The sequence below is a fragment of the bacterium genome (genome assembly GCA_009926305.1).
Taxonomy (GTDB): domain Bacteria; phylum Bdellovibrionota_C; class UBA2361; order UBA2361; family RFPC01; genus RFPC01.
In genome coordinates this window covers 12,676-31,259 of the sequence record RFPC01000027.1, presented here as the reverse complement: position 1 = coordinate 31,259, position 18,584 = coordinate 12,676, and the positions used below count along the sequence as shown (strand labels likewise).

The window sequence follows — 18,584 nt, the reverse complement described above, 5'->3', positions numbered from 1 at the left end:
TCAGCGCAATACTGTAGACGATTTGCTCAGCTTCGGTAAGTTTCATGCAAAGCCCTCACTAGCAACTTTATTGAGTCGGTTCAGCTCGTCTTCGAGTGCGGTGATGTACTGTTCCCGCTGTTCTTCAGAAAGTTCTGATGGTATTCGCATGAGCTCACCAGCAATCATTCGTGCCCGAGAGAACGGCTTGGGGATTACCATCCGGTCCCAACTCTTAATCCGCCACGACCTCTCATATCCAAAACCAACCGGTAGTATTGGAGCACCCGTTGCAGAGGCGATGCTGATTACTCCTGGTTTTGCCTTGTAAATAGGGCCCTTCGGGCCGTCTGGCGTAATCGCTAGGTGACACCTCTCTGATTCAATTGCTCGGCGCATCGCCACCAGTGCTCTTACTCCGCCCCTCGTTGAGGAACCCGCGATATTTCCTATCCCTAAACGCCCAAGGGTCTGAGCGATAATACGTCCATCCGCATGTTGGCTCGTTAGCGCTTTAATTTGTCGAGGGAGCAGGCGGCTATTGCTCATTGTACGTCTTGCCTCACGAAGGCTTTCAGAATCAATCCGATAGGCCCAAGGGGCCATAAGCTGGTCTCCATGCCAGATAACTAAGATAGCTGGCAGTCCAAGACTCCAATGTCTTCCTTGAATATCGAGCCCATGCTTCTCCCACCGAAGAGTCCAGTGAATAAAACGGAGAAACTGTGCACCAATAAACCCAAGAAAACAGACTCTCATTCTCTCTTCGCGAAAAATCTCCTTCCGATGCACTATCCCATCAGAAACCAACACCTCAATAACTCTTAAAGTTACAATTTTTCAGGGTAAAAGCGCTACTTGGAAATGCTACATACCTTAAATCATAACGGAACCAAATGAGGGAAAGCATGCGCCTTACCGAAAAATGGGCAAATACGGCAGAACCCGTAAGCAACGGCTATACCTGAATCGAAAGTGGTTCTGGCTCAAGCGGCTCGGCCCGAGGTGGCTCCCAAAGCGTCCCTTTACTTACGCAATCATGGAATCGCTCAAGCTCATCGTGAACAAGCACTGGATTGCCTCTACTCTCTTGCGCTGCCCATCCTACGAATGCTTGACATGCCACATAGTCAAGCCGAGCGAGCTCTTCATACACCACAGAAGCTGTCCTCGGTGGCAGACTAATAGAGTCTAAGTTAAGGCCAACAGCAAGGGGTGCAAAGAAATCCTTAGAAAACATTTTCCCACATCCATGAACCTGTTTTCCGTTCGCATGGCCAGCCTCAATAATATCGTGTATTGCCTCAAGAACAACTGGATGATGAGGCCCAAACTGTTTTGTCCACTCTCCTTTTGCATCAGGCGTATACCCTCTTGATGCTGCGAGCATATACTGCGTCAAATCAGAAGAGCCAATATTTACGAACTGCACCTCTTCAAGGATATGCTGAACACCCCTTACTGCAGCCGGAGTCTCAATCATCGAACCGATAGAAATATGCTCGACTGGAGGAAAAATACTTTGCTCAGCCAGCTCGTTCCGTGCCCTGCTAAGCTCCTTTTTAAACTCTCTCAGCTCCGCTGCGTGGGTCACCATGGGGACAAGGATAGCAACTGGGCCCTGTTCTGAAGCGCGGAGTAGCGCCCGAAGCTGAATTCTTAAAACTGCCCGAGTCTCCTCATTGAGCAAACTATGCCGAATACCACGATCTTCGAGTTCTGGATTTCCCTGAGAATTTCCTGTTTCAGACTTTTCTCCCCCCCAATCAATTAAGCGAAAGATAGGGGCTGCCCTATGTGAAGCCTCGACAACGGGCTGATAGAGTCGAAACTGCCCCTCTTCACTGTACTCAAGGTGGCGAGCCGTGATTACTTCTTCTGTGCGAAATAGTCCGACAGCCCCAGCACCACTAGGCCAAACTTTATGTATATCCGCTAATTCTTCTGGACGCAGTATGTTAGCGGAAAACTGAATAGGTTTCTCTCTACACCGAGTTAGCCCGTAAGAGGATGGAATCTCAACGAGCGTATTGGTTGCAGGTCTTCCTCCCTTTTCTTGATAGAATTCAGTAATCCAGTCCGATGTTGTATGCAGCCAGATACTCCCTGAGTCTCCATCCATAAATATATGGTTCCCATCAGCTATTTCTCCGCTTTTAATCTTCTCCGTAACCCCTTTCACATTCGTAATAGCCGCCCATCCGAAGGTCTGCGCTTGATCAGTCGCATGCGCCGCCGCCTCCTCCGTGAAAAAACCGAGGATATTTTCTTTCGGCAAAGCATGCTTCAGATGCGAAGCACTAAGACGCTTGCCTACTAATATTGTTCCAGGCGGAATAGGCGTAGCTGCTAAAGGCGAAACTATATTCGATTGAAATGACATCCGGAGGTCTTCAATCTCGCCTCCTCGCGCCTTAGCGTACGAGCCTTCTTCTTGTTTTTGCAGCGTTGCTACGGCCAGCTTTGAAACGATATATACCGCGTATTCAGCAGTAAATGGGAGCTCGCTTATGAAGCTCCTTGATAGAAACGCCTGTGCCTTATTGTACAAATCTTCCGTTATCATTAGGTGCGATTCAAATATTGCTTTATGCGTCTGAATCTCTTGATCAATATCAGACGGACTTTTTCCAGCCTCACCACCTTTTTTTTGCAGCTCGCTTTCCGTAGCTTGAAACTCTACTAACAGATCGTTTTTTGAGCGCTCAAATCCAATAGAGAGTCTCTTTTGCTGTTCTTCTAGAGTAGTTGGGCCATCAGCAAACTCTTCTTTATCCCATTTATCATCGAAAGCGGGTACGATTCGTACCGTCCCTTCCACCATCCCTTCATGCTCGCTCAGTCCAGAGAGCTTCGCACTGGCAAACGGTTGATTACGCGGAACAGGTTTACCACGTCCCGGATACTCTTCCGACCTTGGACCCGTTGCTTTACTTAAATCTGTATCGTTGGAACTACTGTCTATTGCTGACTGAGGAGTTTCTTCTTTCTTCTGTTCCACAAAGCTCTCTTCTTAATGGTTTACATTTCGGCGCGGATCACATCGAGCCACAACTCGAGCCAAACTTCACGCTATTTCGTTATGGAGATAAAACATCTGAAAGAACCCGAAAAAGAACTCACCCCCAAAAATATTGAAAAAATAGCCGTTAACGAGTGCAAATAAGAGACCATTCACACGAAACGAGAGAGAACCTCATAAGAAAATATATGTTGTAGAATCAAATACTTAGACTATTAGACCCCTGTCTTTGTCTCCTTCCTACCCCACGAGCCTAACAGCGAGCGATTCTTTACTCAAGTAAACCACGGTTCTTCATCACCACTGCTCCTGGCTTCTGGCCCTACCTGTACACTCTCTTATTCCTCAAGAGCAGGTTCTGACGTGGGGAGAGCCTCCGAGAAGGAATTGCTCTTCTTATGATATCAATGAGAAGACACAGGAATACGAAAAAGAGGAAGGGTTCTGTATAGTCACGGCGCACCACCCCTCTCTTGGCTTTTTTACCAGCAAGCCACTGGTCATCTGGTAAGGTATTCACAGCGCCACCAGTTCTCCTTGCTAGCTCATTTAATAACTCAATTTGTACAGAATCTGGTCGCATCTCATCACGAACATCCCCTCCCAGTTGAATCGTGATTGGCCCAAACTGCTTTTCCTCAGTAGTGCCAGAAACCGTCAGCGGAGAGGTGCTCCATACTTCTTTTGACACACGAACCTGGTATCTCCCCTCTGCAACTCGCTCAGGCACAAACTCTTGGGTGACTCCCGAGCCTTCAGTAATCAAAAGCGAACGGAGTTGCTCATTTTCTTCGAAAAGTATCGTATCCAAGACCAGATCTGCACCATCAAAGTACCAACGAAAATCATAATCTGGCTCATCAGCACTCCCCTGTTCAATTGATTCCTTATCAGGGAAAAGGAGCTCTCGCCAAAACTGCTGCAACGAACCCCAGCTAACCCACTTACTCGACCAGCGACCACTCATATCGGTAGTAAATGCGACGGTCTTTCCCATACCAAGCCTTCTCGTTGCTAAGAGGGGTTCGGCCTTTCCGCTACCCGTTACTAATAGCTCCACATATTCGGGTCGGCGTGCTTTGGTACTGACATATCCTGCAACTGAGGGATACTCCGTAAGCGATATCGAAAAGTCTTTTTCCGCTCGATCTGTTCGACGTCTGACAGAGTACTCTTTCGACTCCTTCATGGTATCTTCGCGCATACTGACTTGAACATCTGAAAGAAAAATTCGTGGCAACGCACTTGCATCACTCGTCTGATAAAAACTTCCCCCTCCATACTGCGCCATGCTGCGTAATAGACTGGTATCAACATCCGCGCCCATCATTACCGTTGAAACAGTAATGCCTTTCATGCGCATCTGCTGCACCAGTTGTAAGTACTGAGGCCCCCCGTCCGGTATGCGTCCGTCAGTGAGCACAATCGCGTGCTTTCGGCCTGCTGGAATATTAACAAGGCCACGCCGCGCCTCATCCAGCGCCGGATAAAGATTGGTCTTTCCGGCTGCATAGAGCGTAGCAATACGACTGATAGCCATATTCCTATATTCAGCTAGCCGTCGCAGTGGAAAAGCAATAAAGGGAGTAGTATCAAATCCGATAACCCCGAAATAATCTCCATCTTTTAAGTTCCGAACTACTTCTCGAGCCGCAACTTTCGAGAACTCTATCTTTTGCCCATACTTCATACTTGAGCTCTTATCTAACACAAGCTGCACCGCCACATTCACTCGCTTAATCTCTTTGCGAGGAATAAGGGATTCAACAGGTAAAAGAGAGTCAATCTCCGTTCCGACATACCCTCCAAGTCCAAAGCTGTTTTCGCCTCCTACGACGATAAGATGTCCACCAGCTCGAACGTACTCCGCTACTTCTCTCCGAACTGCACTCGGAATATCTTTATAAAGAACATTATTGAGCAGGACGGCTTGATACTTACTCAATGATGACATCTGACCCGCTTGAAGAGTCGTATCAACTTCAATGCTCATTCTCTCAAATAAGGTCTTAAGATAGCGACTCTCAATGTCATTCCGAGAAAGCAGTAAAAGATGTTCACCCGACTTCGTGTGAAGATACCACGTACGACTCAGAACGCTCTTTCCTTCTCCGTCAGGAGAAAATCGCACTTCTACTTTATCTTGCTCCTGAGAAGTTGATGGCAGAGAAAACGTTCGAATCTGATTCTCCCCGGGGCGTAAGACCATTTTTTCCTCAAGGATAATTTCTCCATTCATAGTCAGTACCAAGGTGCCAGCTTCCTTTGATTGGCTTCTCGATGAAAACGTGACACTACCTTCTACAACGGCACCTTTCTCTCGATGAAGCGGAAGAACGAGATTTTCAAGCACCACTTCCTGCTGACTCTTTCGAAGATCTTTCCGTATTCGCGGATAGAGTCGATTACCATTCTCCATAAGCAAAGAGATGATAGAACGAGCTGACCCAGCCGTCTCAACTCCGTCAGTAATAAGAACAATATCTCGGGATGGAGAGTCTAACGTCTGCTCAAGAGCCGCTCCGAGCGATGTCTGGCTGATCTCTAGTCGACCTCCCTGATTGAGTGCTCCCCTTACGCTCTGAACACCCGCGCCGACACCTCCCGCAAACGGCACAATCTCGTAACCTCGGCCCAGACGAGAAAGCTCCTCCGTTACAGCCTGAAGTTCTTTCTCAACGACATCCACGCTCATACTTTCCGAAATATCCACTAATATACGTACCGGAACGTTCAAAGATTCTTTTTGCTCCTCGTCTTTGCTTCCATACGGTCGTGAGAGAGTAAAGAGAAGCACACTGAGTATAAAAATTCTTAACCAAGAGAAGAATTGATTCTCCCTGAAATAGAAATAACGAGCGGCACTCCCAATAACTCCGACAGCCAACGCAAGATAGAGCAGAGCGCTATGTTCAACGCCAACAGGAATCATACGCCCCTCATAACATACTTCCGTGAAAAAAGTACGAGAGCACAATCGCAAAGTAACAACAGGAATGCCGCCCAAATGAGAAGAGTTCGTGTTGAATGCTCTCCGTCTCCCAGCTCTTCAGTCGCTAATGGAAAAAGCGCATCAGAGTCCCATTCAATAGTCGGCATGGTGTCAGAGGAAACACTAGGATTAGACTCTGCTTGAGCAAAAAAGTTCTGTTCGCGTACCGGATCCCCATTCGGAGAAAACAGTAACCCACGGTGAACTGGAAGCGGTTCCGAGCGAAGCAATACCCCCTCTTTATCACGAGCCGAAACAAATAAAAGCTCATTATCCGCAAACTCGGATGGCCATCGCACATTCAGCTCTCTACTCACCGCGTCTCCACTCGACGCAAGCCACTTCATCGCGTTTAAGAAAAATATTGAGCTAACAGGTGTTGTCCCATAATCCAGGGGGAAAATCTCAAAACCAAAGGCAACAATAGGACGGCGCTCAAAAATTCCAGCGAACGCGATAACACCAGCCTCCACTTCTATTAACGGAGCGCCCCACTCCGGAACTTGCAAGGGAATTACCTCATTAAAAGCAAGCGATTGAAGATCAAGATAGTCAAGTAATGGATGATTCGCCTGGGTTCGCAATACTTTTCCCGCTGGTCGAATGAGTTGAGCCAACTCAGGCTCTTCGACAACAGGCAAAATATAAAGTCCAGAATCAATGAATCGAGAGTGCCGCTGTTGATAGGAAATCAGAGAGCGAAAATTGTCTTCAGAGTTCTTAGGAGTGTCTTCTGATACTTCTACAAATTGAAGACTTGGGATCTTGGGCAAGCCTAACGTATCGATAGGCCTCGGCGAGTAAACCGCTATTTTGTTCTCTAATCCCCGCTCAGTAATGATCCATGCCTCGCTATCAGCCTCCAAAGAATCACTCTGTCCCGCAATCCGAAGATCAACATGATACGCGGCTCCTACAGGAACATTTTCGATCTGAAACTTATGTGATACTCCCTCCTTCATTCGCTCCGAAAAACTTTCAATGGTCTTCCAACGCGCCCGTTTTCCATTCGTGATATCAATGCGGCTAAGTGTTCCGGTGAATAGTGTTTCACTTCCGGTGTTTCCTCCAAAAAGCTTGGCCTCTCCTTCAATCCGTCGCTCTTTTTCAAGAAACTGAATCGACGTTATTGCAAGATTTGACGCGTCCTCTGTCTCTATCCGTGGTTCTAGGTTTTCAAAGTAGATAGTAGGCGCACCTTTGCCAAAGCCAAGCGCTCGATCAGAAGTAGTAATGATCTTTGTTATCTCAGCTCCTGAGCCCAGCTGATGCCCTAACGAGAAGAGCTCTCCCTCTGATGCTACCGGCTCGAGTTGATTCAGGGCACTGATTACCTGCTCTCGTGAAATCGGCTGAGAGGTTATTTCTCGAGAGGTTGGAGCAGTCGTAAAAAGCCGATATCGCGCAGCACTCGACTCAATTGAAAGACGATTCTTCATCTGCTCGATGCAGGACTCCAGCCGTGATTTACCGACCTCGTCCATATGTCCCATACTTTCTGATGTATCGACAACAACGGCTATGACTTCTTGATGTTGAAAAACTGAGATTCCGCTTAGCGCTGCTATCAAAAGAGCAAGGAGCAATAATTCAACAAAAAAACGAAGGGGGAGTCGAACCTTTTTTCGAAAGACGCTCTTCTCCTCGAGCTTCTCAAGAAACATGAGAGTTCCTAACCGTATTTTTTGTTCACTGCTATACTTTCGATATACAAAAAGGAGCGCGGCAAGACCTGGAAGAAGCAACATGAAATACCAGGGAGATACAATAGAAATCATGTTCTCAATACCCCCGCATTTGGGAGTTCATGGCAAAAGAAATCGAGAACCGAAGTAGCAGAAGCTAGTACGAAATATCGCATTTGATATTTCGTAACCAGCTTTCTGATATGTTGCTCATGCTCTTGATATCGGAAGCGATACTCGCGCAGCATTGATGGGGACCATTCAAGGTTAAGCTCTTGATTGGTTTCACTATCAACGAAGATTGCACGAGAAGAGGAAAGACTCGGATTTTCATCGTGTTCTCCAGTAACGCGAAAGAGGATGACATCGAGATTATGGGTATAGAGAAGCTCAAGCTGCCTTTGAATCTCTTCGAGCGGCGAACAGAAATCACTAATATAAATACAAACTCCAGGATATTGTATCTGCATCAGAAATTGCTCAATCCCTGCTGCATGAAGCTCTGGCATCACCTCAGGACTCTCTGCCAACGCATTCGCTAATGAATGAATAAATGCTGGCCCGGTACTCGGACCAAGAGCGATATGCCCAGGAACAGTAAGGTGAACTCGCTCATGCTGTGAGAGCGCAATATATAACATGCCAAGGGCCAGCTCTGACGCTCGTTTAAACTTTTGATCCACGACTGGATAGTGCATCGATGCAGTACTATCAACGAGACAAAAGACGGTCAGATCTTGTTCTTCTTGAAACTGCTTTACAAATAACCGATCAGTTCTGCCGTATACTCCCCAATCAATGTGACGCGGATCGTCACCAAGTTCATAGCGACGATAGTCTGCAAACTCAATTCCGTGCCCGCGCTTTAACGAAGCATTTCCCCCGTGACGCGTACCGAGAAAACGACGGCGCGAACGGAGCTGAAGCATCTCTAGCTGGCGCAAAAATGAAGGAGAGAGTATCTCAAAATCCGTCATTGCTTCATGGCCTCTACCGCTTTAAGGCATCTGCAATGATATCATCGGTTCGTACTCCATCTGCTTCAGCTTGAAAATTTAGAACAATTCGATGCCGAAGTGCAGGTATGCTGGCACGACGCACATCGTCTACTGAAATATGAATACGTCCATCACGAATCGCAAAAAATTTGGCTACAAGCAAAACACTTTGTGCGCCACGAGGGCCTGGGCCAAATCGGATATATTTTCGAGCAAGCTCGGTGCCATCATCTGTATCGGCTTGCAGCAGGCTCATAAGCCGCACCACAATATCGAGAAGAGGCTCTGGTGTAACCACCTGCCGCACAAGGTACTTCATAGAATTAATAATACTCTCGGCATTCTCAGTGAAAATAGCACTGGTTTTCGCCTCCGATTCTCCCGTTGTTCGAATAAGCACTTCCTTCAGTTCACTTGGTGCTGGCGCTGGAACCCAAAGCTTCATAAGAAAACGATCTAACTGTGCCTCCGGAAGAGGATATGTGCCTTCGAGCTCAATAGGATTCTGGGTTGCTAAAACAAAAAATGGCTGTGGGAGGGGATATGTTTTATTCAGCACTGTTACCTGCGCCTCGGCCATAGCCTCCAAAAGTGCTGCCTGTGTCTTTGGTGTTGCTCTATTAATCTCATCTGCGAGTACGATGTGAGAAAATACGGGGCCTGGACTAAACTGAAATCCACGCCTACCAGAGTCATCCTCCGTAAGAACTTCTGTTCCGGTAATATCACTCGGCATCAAGTCTGGAGTAAATTGAATTCTTTTATAATTCAGTCCAAGCGCCGCACTGATTGTTTTGATCAGTAACGTCTTCCCAATACCAGGCACTCCCTCAAGTAGGACATGTCCGCCACAGAAAATACCTGCCAAAGCTCCTTCAATAACGTTATTCAATCCTACAATCGTCTTATGAAGCTCTCTATCGAGCTGCGTATAGATATGTTGAAACTCTTCTAATGCACTAGAAAGTTTTGCGGAGTGTTCCATGAGCTTTTTCTCTCCTTTCACCTCAAGTAAAAATTACCGACTCTTTAAAATATCTCTATACTCTGGAGGAATTCTTTGTGTCCGAGGCCCGTTGCTGATTTCAGGCGAAGCAAGCTCAACCTGCTTCATATCTCGCAATGAGGATACCTCCTTATCGTTTATGGAAAACTGCCCCGTAGTTTCGGCATACTGAGAGTCAATTTTCTCTGTCATTGATCCTATCTGCTTATTTTCAAAGCCAACACTCCCCTCTTTCAACCCATTTCCCTGCTCATCACCCGGTCGACGGAGCTGTTGCTCGTCTTTACTCTGAACTGCACTCTTCGCTTCAGCTTCTTTTGCTTCCTCTCCAAGCTCTCGACTCTCCTTCGAATCATCGGGTTGCTGAGCAGCACTGTGTTCAGCAGACTCTCCAGTCTCTTGGCTCGTATGGTCAGAACTTCTCTGATCTCCCTCATCAGGCAACTCTTTGTTTGTCTTGCCAGCGTCATGGTCATTTGAATTATTCGCTTGCTCCCCTTGATTCTCGGCTCCTTCTTCTCTCGATTGACTCTCCCTTTTTTCCATTTTCTGCTGAAGGCCCTCTTCAAGACTCTCCTTCATCTCCTCAAGAACATCACTCACTTCATCAAGTGCACTCGCAGCTGAAACTTCGGTCGATTGCGGTGAAGTATCAGACGGACTTGCATCAAGTCCATTATTACCTTGCTCACTATTGCTGCTCCCTTTCCCCTCCTCTCCAGAGTCTCTTTCTCCTTTTTCGCTGCCTTCTCCATCATCCTTGCCTTCTTGAGCGCCACTCTGCTTTGTCTCAGACGCCTCTCCTTCACCACTCTCAGCCGACTGCTCACCTTGAGCATCACCACTATTCCCTTGAGTTCCTTGCTGCGCCTCTTGCTCGCCTCCTTCGGATTGACCCTGCTCACTTCCGGATTGCTGCTGTCCCTGTTCGCCCTGTTCGCCCTGTTCGCCCTGTTCTTTACCCTCCGAACTACTCTCTTTTTGCTGATTCGATTGAGTATTACTCCCTTCACTCTCTTCACGATCACCTTGCTGTGAAGTCTTGTCTTCTTCTTGTTGCTCCTCCCTGTCTTCTTTCGTATTGGAACGTTCAGGGGAAAAGTTAGGCTCGCTATCTTCTGTCGTCTCTTCTGGTAATGTCTCTATTTCCTCCTCTGGTTGAATTGCACGATAGAGCTCTGATACGGCACGAATATCACTAATTACACTATCAAACTGCTCTATGAGCGCATTGTCTGAAACATCACTATCTCTTAATGATTGCTGTAAATTCTGAAGTTTTTCTTGAACCAACTCGGGCATACGAGGATAACGACTTTCCAGCTCAGCAATCTCACTACTCATTTTCTTGCGAACAGCTTCAGTACGTCCTGCCTCTGAATTAAAGCCAGAAACAATTACCATTCCGAGGAAAAGGCAAGAGACGAATAGCCCGAGGCCCGTATACAAGACAGACGAATCTCGAGGAAGGTCGGCGGGAGAAAACGAATTCCCTGTCCGACGAAGCTGATCTGAAATAAGAGCAAACTTATCTGCTCTTTGAGTCAGAGCACGTCTGATATAAACATCCCAAAGCGCAACAAAGCGTCCCTGTGTATTCCACTGCTGATCGGCGATTTGAGCGAACTGTTCGCTTCTTACGATTCTAGCGCGATAAAACCTTGCAGCAAAAAAAATACCACTAGCAATAAAAAGAAATCCTATTCCTACAGCCATCGACATCAGTTCAAGACGAAAGAGGATAAGAATGAAAGAAATGCAAAGCACTAATACGGAAAGAAAAAGCAGGAGCGCGGCTAACTTTACCCTACGTTTTTGAGTGGTAGATGCAGTTCGAAGAAACTGAATATGTTGATCTTCTTCAAATACTTGCTGATCCATACCCTCTTTTTGAAAGCCGAATAGGCACCCGAGTCTCTATTCGTTCTTTGTCTCCTCAGAGACGAATATAATACTTCGTTCACCATCCCGCTCGTACTGAACAGCATCGGTATCTAGTGGAAAGAGCGCCGCCTCTATCGCATCTTGATCTGGATTCGTAATCGGTCCCGGGGGCAAACCATAATTCATGTATGTGTTGTACGGCCCAGCAACAGCCTTTAGCTGCTCTGCTGTTAGCCCCTCTGCATTTGGTGATCCATATAAAAGGGTTTCAAAATTTTCGAGCCTTAACCCTAATTTGAGTCGATTGTGCAATACGGCAGACACCATACGACGTTCGCGGGGCTCGGCCGTCACTTTTTGTATAATTGAAGCAATCGTAAGAATCTCATGGCGCGACATACGTAGTGCTTCCAACTGTTCGGTATACTCTTTTTGCCACTTCGACTCAGCTCGGAGAAGCAGTTCCCATAAAAGTGCCTGAAGGTCTGCAGGCTTTGATAAAGTCAGATCCCCAAAACCAAGATATCCCTCGAAACTCCCCGCTGCGATCCCTGCTCGGGCAAGTAGATCTGGCGTCCTTGTTATTTGCTCAAAGGCAAACTGAGAAATAATCTCTTCCTTGGTAAGAACAGCATCTATTTCTTTAATGCTACTTCCAGCGGCAAAACGTACCGTTCGAAGCAAGCGATCACCATTTTGAAACTTCTCGATAATCTCGGAGAGGGTAAGTACTGGACTCAGCTCGTATTCTCCTGGCACAAATGAAGATATCCCGCGAAGCGACATAAAAAGGCACATACTCTGAGCGCTTCTGATAATGTTGCGATCAAGAAGCAGTTGGCATATTTGCTCGGAGGTATCCTCAGGCTGAATCTGCACAATTTCCGTTCGTGTAGAATTTGCATCTCGCGGGTGAAAGAAGAGGTCTTGTAAATAAAAATACGTTGCAAGCCCTATGATCACGGGCACTATAAAATATGGAACGAGCTTAACTAAACGAAACATTCACTCTCCAAGGGCGCTTGCCTGTAATTCCTCTATCCTATACTTATTTTCATCTTCAAGGTATCGCCTGCCGATAATGAGCGCTGCCTGAGCATCAATCTCTCCAGTTTCCTTGAAGCGCATTCTCTTTTCAGAAGAGTTCGCTCCAAGTTTCTCCTCTGCTTCAACAGAAGAAAAAGACTCATCCACGAGATAGGTGACCAGAAGAGCCTCCGGATTGAATCTTCGTCTAATTCTCCTACAGAACTTAAGGATATCCTCTCCCTGCTCCGAAGACCTGCCAGACTCTTGATATGGATACCCAACGACGAGCACTGAGACTGCATACTGCTCGAGTAATGAAAGAATAACTCGTAAAGCGTGATTCTGAGCCCTGAGCACAGCCCCACATTCCCAAGTATGTCCAACCTCCTGAATATATGCTGATTGTTGCATCAACTCCGCACCAGACGTGCTCTGAGCCTTCTCTCGTGTGCTGCCTACAGGCCCACAACACACTGCGTATCCAATGAACTTGGACCCGATGTCTAATGCGAGAAAACGGCTGCTTTTCATAACGCTGTTTTACTATTATACTCTCCTCGGGGAAGTCTTCGGAAATACCAGTGATAAATCGTTCCGAACCGTTCTTCCCAGAAGTCTTTTATGACTATGCTCATACGGTAGGGCAGTTTCTCGGAAACCGACAGACAAAACAACCAGCGAAACAACCTCAGTAGGCTTTCGCTTGAATGAACGCTCAACGCCGGTTGAAGGAAAGAACAACGACAAAGGACAGAGATAGCGATGAATACTCACATAAGCTTTTTATACGCTTCTCATCCCCTGCTTTTCAGACACCCCCAGCTTTTTCAATTCCTACTTCTTGTGAAACACTTCACAACCCTCTTTAAGGGCCCAATTTCTGTTCTCAACTTACACCTGGTTTTATTCGTTTCAGGCAGACGCCGTCATCAATTTCTTCCATTGTCATTTTAACCATCCATGGAACATTATCTTAGGCGAGGAGTGATAAGACTTGTGAAACACTATAACGGAAAGCTCATTGGTATCTTTATCGGTCTCATCGCAGTACTCCAGGCACTGCTCTTAACCCCTCTGCTATTTTCATCCTCAAACGTCTCTCAATCTCAAGAGAGCCCTCAAGAGAGCCCTGAGACCATCAAAGCCGCATACCTCAACTGGGAGAGCATTGCAGATGAATCAACAAGAGAAGCACCTCGAATTCAAAGCCTAACACCAACAACCGACTCAACAGTCGATGCGCCGGTGAATCCATACCATGACAAAAAGGCAGAAGATCTCATTATCGAACAAGAACAGGGAACTCCATCACCGTCGGCTCCGACAGCTAGAACGTATACCGTTAGAACTGGGGATACACTTTCACGTATCTGGAACGAACATGGGGGAGAAACCGCTCTTGCAAATAGAGCGGCAGCAGCATTCCGAAAAGCAGGGGTTCCACTTTCAAGCCTACGCGCGGGAGAAGAGATTGCGCTAACAGTCAGCTCTACTGGTATAATATCAGAACTGAAAAAAGAACTCAGTAACGGACGAGTCCTCCTCTTACGCTTAAATGAAAATGCATATGAGCCCCAGATTATTGAGCCAGAAATAATTACGACCCGTCGAATAGCATCGGGGACTATAGATCATTCACTGGCAACATCGAGCCTCTCAGTTGGAATCCCCTATGAGATTATCGATGAATTTATCGACCTCTTCAGTGGAAGAATCGAGTTCAGTAGAGATACTCAACCAGGCGATAGCTTTACGGTCATATACGAAGAACGGAGCATCAAAAACGGCAAAGCACTAGCACCCGGTGTCATTCACGCTGCTTCGTTTATGAATCGTGGCGATCTGGTCGTTGCAGTCAGGCATGTCGATAGCAACGATGAGCCGCGGTACTATGACCGCCAGGGAAAAGCAATCGGCAACCACTTTCTACGATATCCAGTAAAGTTTACTCGCATCTCGTCACTTTTTAACAAGGGACGCTTTCACCCCGTGCTCAAACGCCGCAGACCTCATCACGGTGTTGATTTTGCTGCTCCAACAGGAACACCTGTTCGAACCGTCGCTGATGGAATTGTTGAGAAGGCCGGATACTACGGCGGCAATGGGAACATGGTCAAAATTAAACATGGCTCGAAATATGCCTCGGCTTATGTGCACCTGTCTAAAATCTCCAAGGGCATTCGTGCAGGGACACGAGTGAAACGAGGTCAAGTTATTGGCGCTGTCGGCTCCACTGGACTTGCAACTGGCCCCCACCTGCACTACGCATTTTATGTGAATGGACGCTATGTTGATCCAATGAAAATCAAACTCCCACAACTCCCGAATTCTTACGAACCAATACCCGCAGAATTCCTTCAAAAAACCCTCTCAGAACTTGAGCACCAACATGAACAAGTTCAAATCGCCTACTCTTCAAAAGGACAACAGTCTGTATCAGGCGGTGTATAAGAAATGGAACCCGATACCTCTTCTTCAAATGCGCCACGCGTTGGTATTCTCTGCATCGGGAATGAAGTCGTAGATGGAAGGATATTAAATTCCAACGCATCATGGATCGCTCAAGAACTCATTCACGCAGGATTTCTTCCACAACTTGTCACGACGTGCCGAGATGATCTGTCCGAGATCACTGAAGTGCTCACATTTCTGTCGAAGCATGTAGAATTTTTAATCACCAGTGGTGGACTTGGACCAACTACTGATGACCTGACACGCCAAGCTATCAGCCACTTCTTCGATAGACCCCTTGTGCTGTCAGAAGAGGAGCTTGGAAAATTAAAAAATTTCTATCGCAAACGAGGTCGAAAGTTTGATAATGCCAACAATATTCAAGCTCACTTTCCTGAAAATGCTCGAGTTATCCCAAATCCCAATGGCACCGCACCAGGATTTATTGTCTCACGAGATGATACGTTCTCGATTTGCTCTCTTCCAGGAGTGCCACGCGAACTCCACGCCATGATTACAGAGACAGTACTCCCTTTCTTCTTAGAGCAAGCTGGCTCAAGAGTATGCATCCCTTCATTTCAAGAACTACAACTTTTTGGAATTCCAGAATCAGAGGCAGGAAAACGTATCGACCGCTTACCCCTTCCAAATGAGATTCGAGTTGGCTACCGCCCTCATTTTCCCGAACTTCAGGTCCGAGTTGAATCTCCAAATGGCGGAGAAGAACCCCTGAAGCAAGCAGTCACGCTTATACGCGAGGAGTTAGATGAGTACGTTTTCAGCATGCAAGCAGAGACATCTCTTCCTCAAGTTGTCCATGAGCTTCTCTCAGCGCACGACACAACCCTCGCCGTAGCAGAATCGTGTACCAGTGGATTGCTAGGAAAACTCTTAACGGATTACTCAGGTGCCAGTGCCTATTTTTCAGGTGGAATACTAAGTTACAGCAATGAACTGAAGGAGAAGCTGCTCGGTGTTCCCAACGAACTTATCCAAACTCATGGAGCGGTAAGTCCTCAAGTCGCACGCGCAATGGCGACAGGAACTCGTGAACGGTGTGGATCTTCTATCGGAGTTTCAATAACAGGAGTTGCTGGGCCCAATGGTGGGACAACAGATAAACCGGTAGGTCTTTTTTACATCGGAATCGCCTCTCAGGGATATGAAGTAGCACTTGAATTTTTCCTTCCCACAGACCGAGATTACGTGAGAATATACAGCGCTTTCTCGGCGCTTGATTCTATAAGGCGCTTTCTGCTTGGGCTCCCCTTTCTTGGCAAAACAGTTGAGCTTCCCTGATCAAGAGAGCATGACCAACTTTTAACTCGTGATTACAAGAGCTCGCCTCTTGCTCCCTCGCTATCGGGAGCGCGTCCCGCTGCTATCGGAGCTGCTCCATCATCTGCGCCCACTGTTCGAACAACAAGGCTTGAGGACCATCGCTGAGCGCTTCATCAGGATTCGGGTGAAACTCAACCATAACACCATGTGCTCCAACAGCACGTGATGCATAGACAAGGGGAACGATAAGATCTCTTGTCCCTGCAGCATGAGAAGGATCGACAATAACTGGCAAATGCGATTTCTGCCGAATCACTGGAATAGCGCTCAAATCCAATGTATTCCGAGTCGCGTTCTCAAAGGTGCGTATCCCTCGTTCACAGAAGAAGACCTGCTGGTTGCCCTGGGATAAAATATATTCAGATGCGTTCAGAAGATCATCAATACTCGAACTCATTCCCCGCTTCAACATCACCGGCCTCTGCGTACGACCAACTTCCTGAAGCAATGTAAAGTTCTGCATATTCCGGGCGCCGATCTGAATAATATCAGACTTCTCTGCAACTTTATGAACATCCTCAACCGCCAATACCTCAGTGACCACAGGAAGATCGTAGGTGCGTCCAGCTTGGACAAGCAGCTCCAGCCCGGCATACCCCAATCCCTGGAAACTGTATGGCGAAGTGCGCGGCTTAAAACATCCACCACGAAGAACATGCCCACCCGTTTCCTTCAAGTGTTTTGCGCATTGAAAGATCTGCTCTTCCGTTTCGACAGAACACGGACCCCCAATGATGACAAATGAGTCTCCACCAATACGGACACCACGCACATCAATAACGGAGTCCTCCAACTTATAATCTCGACTATAGAGCTTCGCATTATCAGTCTTGCTTCGAGCCCCCTCTTCCTTAGTGCTCACTCGCGCCTTTTCTCGCGGTATATGCGGAATACTTGCTCCATCTGTTGGAGTTTTCCCATGTGGAGCAACCTCTGTCTTAATAATATCGCTGCTTGGATAACAGCCTAAGACTTTCAAAAATCGAGAATGGCGGCGAACTTCTTCAATGACAAAACGAATATGATCACTCTCTGCATTTCCCTCGAAATCAAGATAAAACATCTCTTCCCATGGATTCCCGAGAACAGGTCGAGATTCTAACTTCGTAAGATTCACCTTGTTGTCTTGAAATACTTTCAGAGCATCGACAAGCGCCCCGGGCTTATTTGCCGTAGCAAGAACAACGGATGTCTTACACGGAACTCGCTCATCAATTCGAATTGGTTGCCTTGCAACAATAAGAAAGCGAGTAAAATTATCCGTCTGATCTGCTATTCCACGCTTTACGATATCTAATCCAAGTAATTCAGCAGCCTCCTCACTCGCAATCACAACAGAGTCTTTTGCATTTGTTCTCCGCAACTCTTCTACCGTCTCATTCGTATTGAAAGACGTCTCTATCGGCACATCAAGATCCGATAAAAACCGTCCACACTGAAGAGCGAGTTGTGGATGGCTGTATACCCGACGAATGTTACTCTGCTTGGTGCCAGATAAGCCGAGCAAGCATGGCGTTATACGATATTTTTCCTCGCCGACAATAACGAGGCGAGTTTTCTGCAACAGATCATAAACTTCATTAATCCCACCTGATGTTGTATTTTCAATGGGAAGAACGCCGAGATCAAAATCCCCACGCTCAACCATTTCAACGACCAGTCGATAAGAAGTACACCCATTAAAAGTAACCGGGACACCTACACGCGAAAAATACTGCTCTGCTGCAAGATGACTAAATGAACCCTTTGAACCCTGGAATCCAATGCGCTGAATCTCAACCTCTTCACCAGTTTTTGAGTTCAGTTTCCTCTGGAGAAATTGCTGCTGGTATCGAATAGAGTCATCGATAATCTCGTGGAAGATTCGCGAAACGAAATGCCCATCAAGCTTACGCTCCCGCCCGTGCTGGAGCCTCAACGAGAGAAGCTTCTCTTCTCGATGCTGGTCCCGTATCGGACTGTGCTCAGCGTACTTCACCTCAGCTGCGGCAAGACTCTTCGCCCTGCGTTCAGCAAGTAAATCAATAAGCTGTTGATCCAGCTCATCTATTTCAGTTCTTAGTGATACCAGTCTCTTCTGATCGTCTTCTTTCTTGTCTTTCATTCGGTTACATCCATCAGATAGAAGTAATGCCAAGATGCGGAAGTTTCTTATCCAAGTCAATCACCCACAAAGATATAGATGAGAAGCTATTGA

At 46.9% G+C, this 18,584-nt stretch carries 12 protein-coding genes; 2 read left to right on the top strand and 10 right to left on the bottom strand.

All coding sequences use genetic code 11. The features are described 5' to 3' along the window. Window positions 1-42: 42 nt before the first annotated feature. The 9 genes from EBR25_06235 to ruvX form a co-directional block, all read right to left on the bottom strand. Window positions 43-792, bottom strand: coding sequence for a DUF374 domain-containing protein (locus EBR25_06235; GenBank protein ID NBW40593.1), 750 nt, complete (start codon window positions 790-792; stop codon window positions 43-45). A 145-nt stretch (window positions 793-937) separates the two neighbouring features. Beyond that, window positions 938-2,980 (bottom strand): phosphoenolpyruvate--protein phosphotransferase, encoded by a 2,043-nt coding sequence (locus EBR25_06230; protein NBW40592.1) that lies wholly within the window; start codon window positions 2,978-2,980, stop codon window positions 938-940. Between the two features lie 343 nt (window positions 2,981-3,323). Next, a complete protein-coding gene (locus EBR25_06225; GenBank protein ID NBW40591.1) occupies window positions 3,324-5,933 on the bottom strand; it encodes a VWA domain-containing protein in 2,610 nt (869 codons plus the stop codon). Further along, the gene (locus tag EBR25_06220) at window positions 5,930-7,771 is read right to left on the bottom strand and encodes a hypothetical protein (GenBank protein ID NBW40590.1); all 1,842 of its coding nucleotides are present in this window, start codon (window positions 7,769-7,771) and stop codon (window positions 5,930-5,932) included. Before EBR25_06220 ends, EBR25_06225 begins: the two co-directional genes overlap by 4 nt. Then, the gene (locus EBR25_06215; protein ID NBW40589.1) at window positions 7,768-8,655 is read right to left on the bottom strand and encodes a DUF58 domain-containing protein; all 888 of its coding nucleotides are present in this window, start codon (window positions 8,653-8,655) and stop codon (window positions 7,768-7,770) included. Before EBR25_06215 ends, EBR25_06220 begins: the two co-directional genes overlap by 4 nt. 13 nt (window positions 8,656-8,668) lie before the next feature. Then, window positions 8,669-9,661, bottom strand: a complete 993-nt coding sequence (locus EBR25_06210; GenBank protein NBW40588.1) for an AAA family ATPase — start codon at window positions 9,659-9,661, stop codon at window positions 8,669-8,671. A 33-nt stretch (window positions 9,662-9,694) separates the two neighbouring features. Beyond that, window positions 9,695-11,563 carry a hypothetical protein gene (locus tag EBR25_06205; GenBank protein ID NBW40587.1) on the bottom strand — a complete coding sequence of 623 codons (1,869 nt, stop codon included), beginning with the start codon at window positions 11,561-11,563 and terminating at the stop codon, window positions 9,695-9,697. Window positions 11,564-11,599: 36 nt separating this feature from the next. Further along, window positions 11,600-12,571, bottom strand: a complete 972-nt coding sequence (mltG, locus tag EBR25_06200; protein ID NBW40586.1) for an endolytic transglycosylase MltG — start codon at window positions 12,569-12,571, stop codon at window positions 11,600-11,602. Next, window positions 12,572-13,126, bottom strand: a complete 555-nt coding sequence (gene ruvX / locus EBR25_06195) for a Holliday junction resolvase RuvX (protein ID NBW40585.1) — start codon at window positions 13,124-13,126, stop codon at window positions 12,572-12,574. It lies immediately after the preceding gene. 429 nt (window positions 13,127-13,555) lie between these two features. Here ruvX and EBR25_06190 point away from each other — a divergent pair, with 429 nt between their 5' ends. Both EBR25_06190 and EBR25_06185 read left to right on the top strand, forming a co-directional pair. Next, the gene (locus tag EBR25_06190) at window positions 13,556-15,046 is read left to right on the top strand and encodes a hypothetical protein (GenBank protein ID NBW40584.1); all 1,491 of its coding nucleotides are present in this window, start codon (window positions 13,556-13,558) and stop codon (window positions 15,044-15,046) included. A 3-nt stretch (window positions 15,047-15,049) separates the two neighbouring features. Beyond that, window positions 15,050-16,345, top strand: coding sequence for a CinA family nicotinamide mononucleotide deamidase-related protein (locus EBR25_06185; GenBank protein NBW40583.1), 1,296 nt, complete (start codon window positions 15,050-15,052; stop codon window positions 16,343-16,345). A gap of 82 nt (window positions 16,346-16,427) precedes the next feature. Here the strand turns inward: EBR25_06185 and aroF are convergent, their stop codons facing one another. After that, window positions 16,428-18,491 (bottom strand): 3-deoxy-7-phosphoheptulonate synthase, encoded by a 2,064-nt coding sequence (aroF, locus tag EBR25_06180; GenBank protein NBW40582.1) that lies wholly within the window; start codon window positions 18,489-18,491, stop codon window positions 16,428-16,430. Window positions 18,492-18,584: the final 93 nt, after the last annotated feature.

Excerpts from the sequence above, each read along its gene's own strand:
- EBR25_06190 (NBW40584.1), top strand. The coding sequence starts at position 13,556 with ATGGAACATTATCTTAGGCGAGGAGTGATAAGACTTGTGAAACACTAT.
- EBR25_06220 (NBW40590.1), bottom strand. The coding sequence starts at position 7,771 with ATGATTTCTATTGTATCTCCCTGGTATTTCATGTTGCTTCTTCCAGGT.
- EBR25_06185 (NBW40583.1), top strand. The coding sequence starts at position 15,050 with ATGGAACCCGATACCTCTTCTTCAAATGCGCCACGCGTTGGTATTCTC.
- EBR25_06205 (NBW40587.1), bottom strand. The coding sequence starts at position 11,563 with ATGGATCAGCAAGTATTTGAAGAAGATCAACATATTCAGTTTCTTCGA.
- EBR25_06210 (NBW40588.1), bottom strand. The coding sequence starts at position 9,661 with ATGGAACACTCCGCAAAACTTTCTAGTGCATTAGAAGAGTTTCAACAT.
- mltG (NBW40586.1), bottom strand. The coding sequence starts at position 12,571 with ATGTTTCGTTTAGTTAAGCTCGTTCCATATTTTATAGTGCCCGTGATC.
- EBR25_06215 (NBW40589.1), bottom strand. The coding sequence starts at position 8,655 with ATGACGGATTTTGAGATACTCTCTCCTTCATTTTTGCGCCAGCTAGAG.
- ruvX (NBW40585.1), bottom strand. The coding sequence starts at position 13,126 with ATGAAAAGCAGCCGTTTTCTCGCATTAGACATCGGGTCCAAGTTCATT.
- EBR25_06225 (NBW40591.1), bottom strand. The coding sequence starts at position 5,933 with ATGATTCCTGTTGGCGTTGAACATAGCGCTCTGCTCTATCTTGCGTTG.
- aroF (NBW40582.1), bottom strand. The coding sequence starts at position 18,491 with ATGAAAGACAAGAAAGAAGACGATCAGAAGAGACTGGTATCACTAAGA.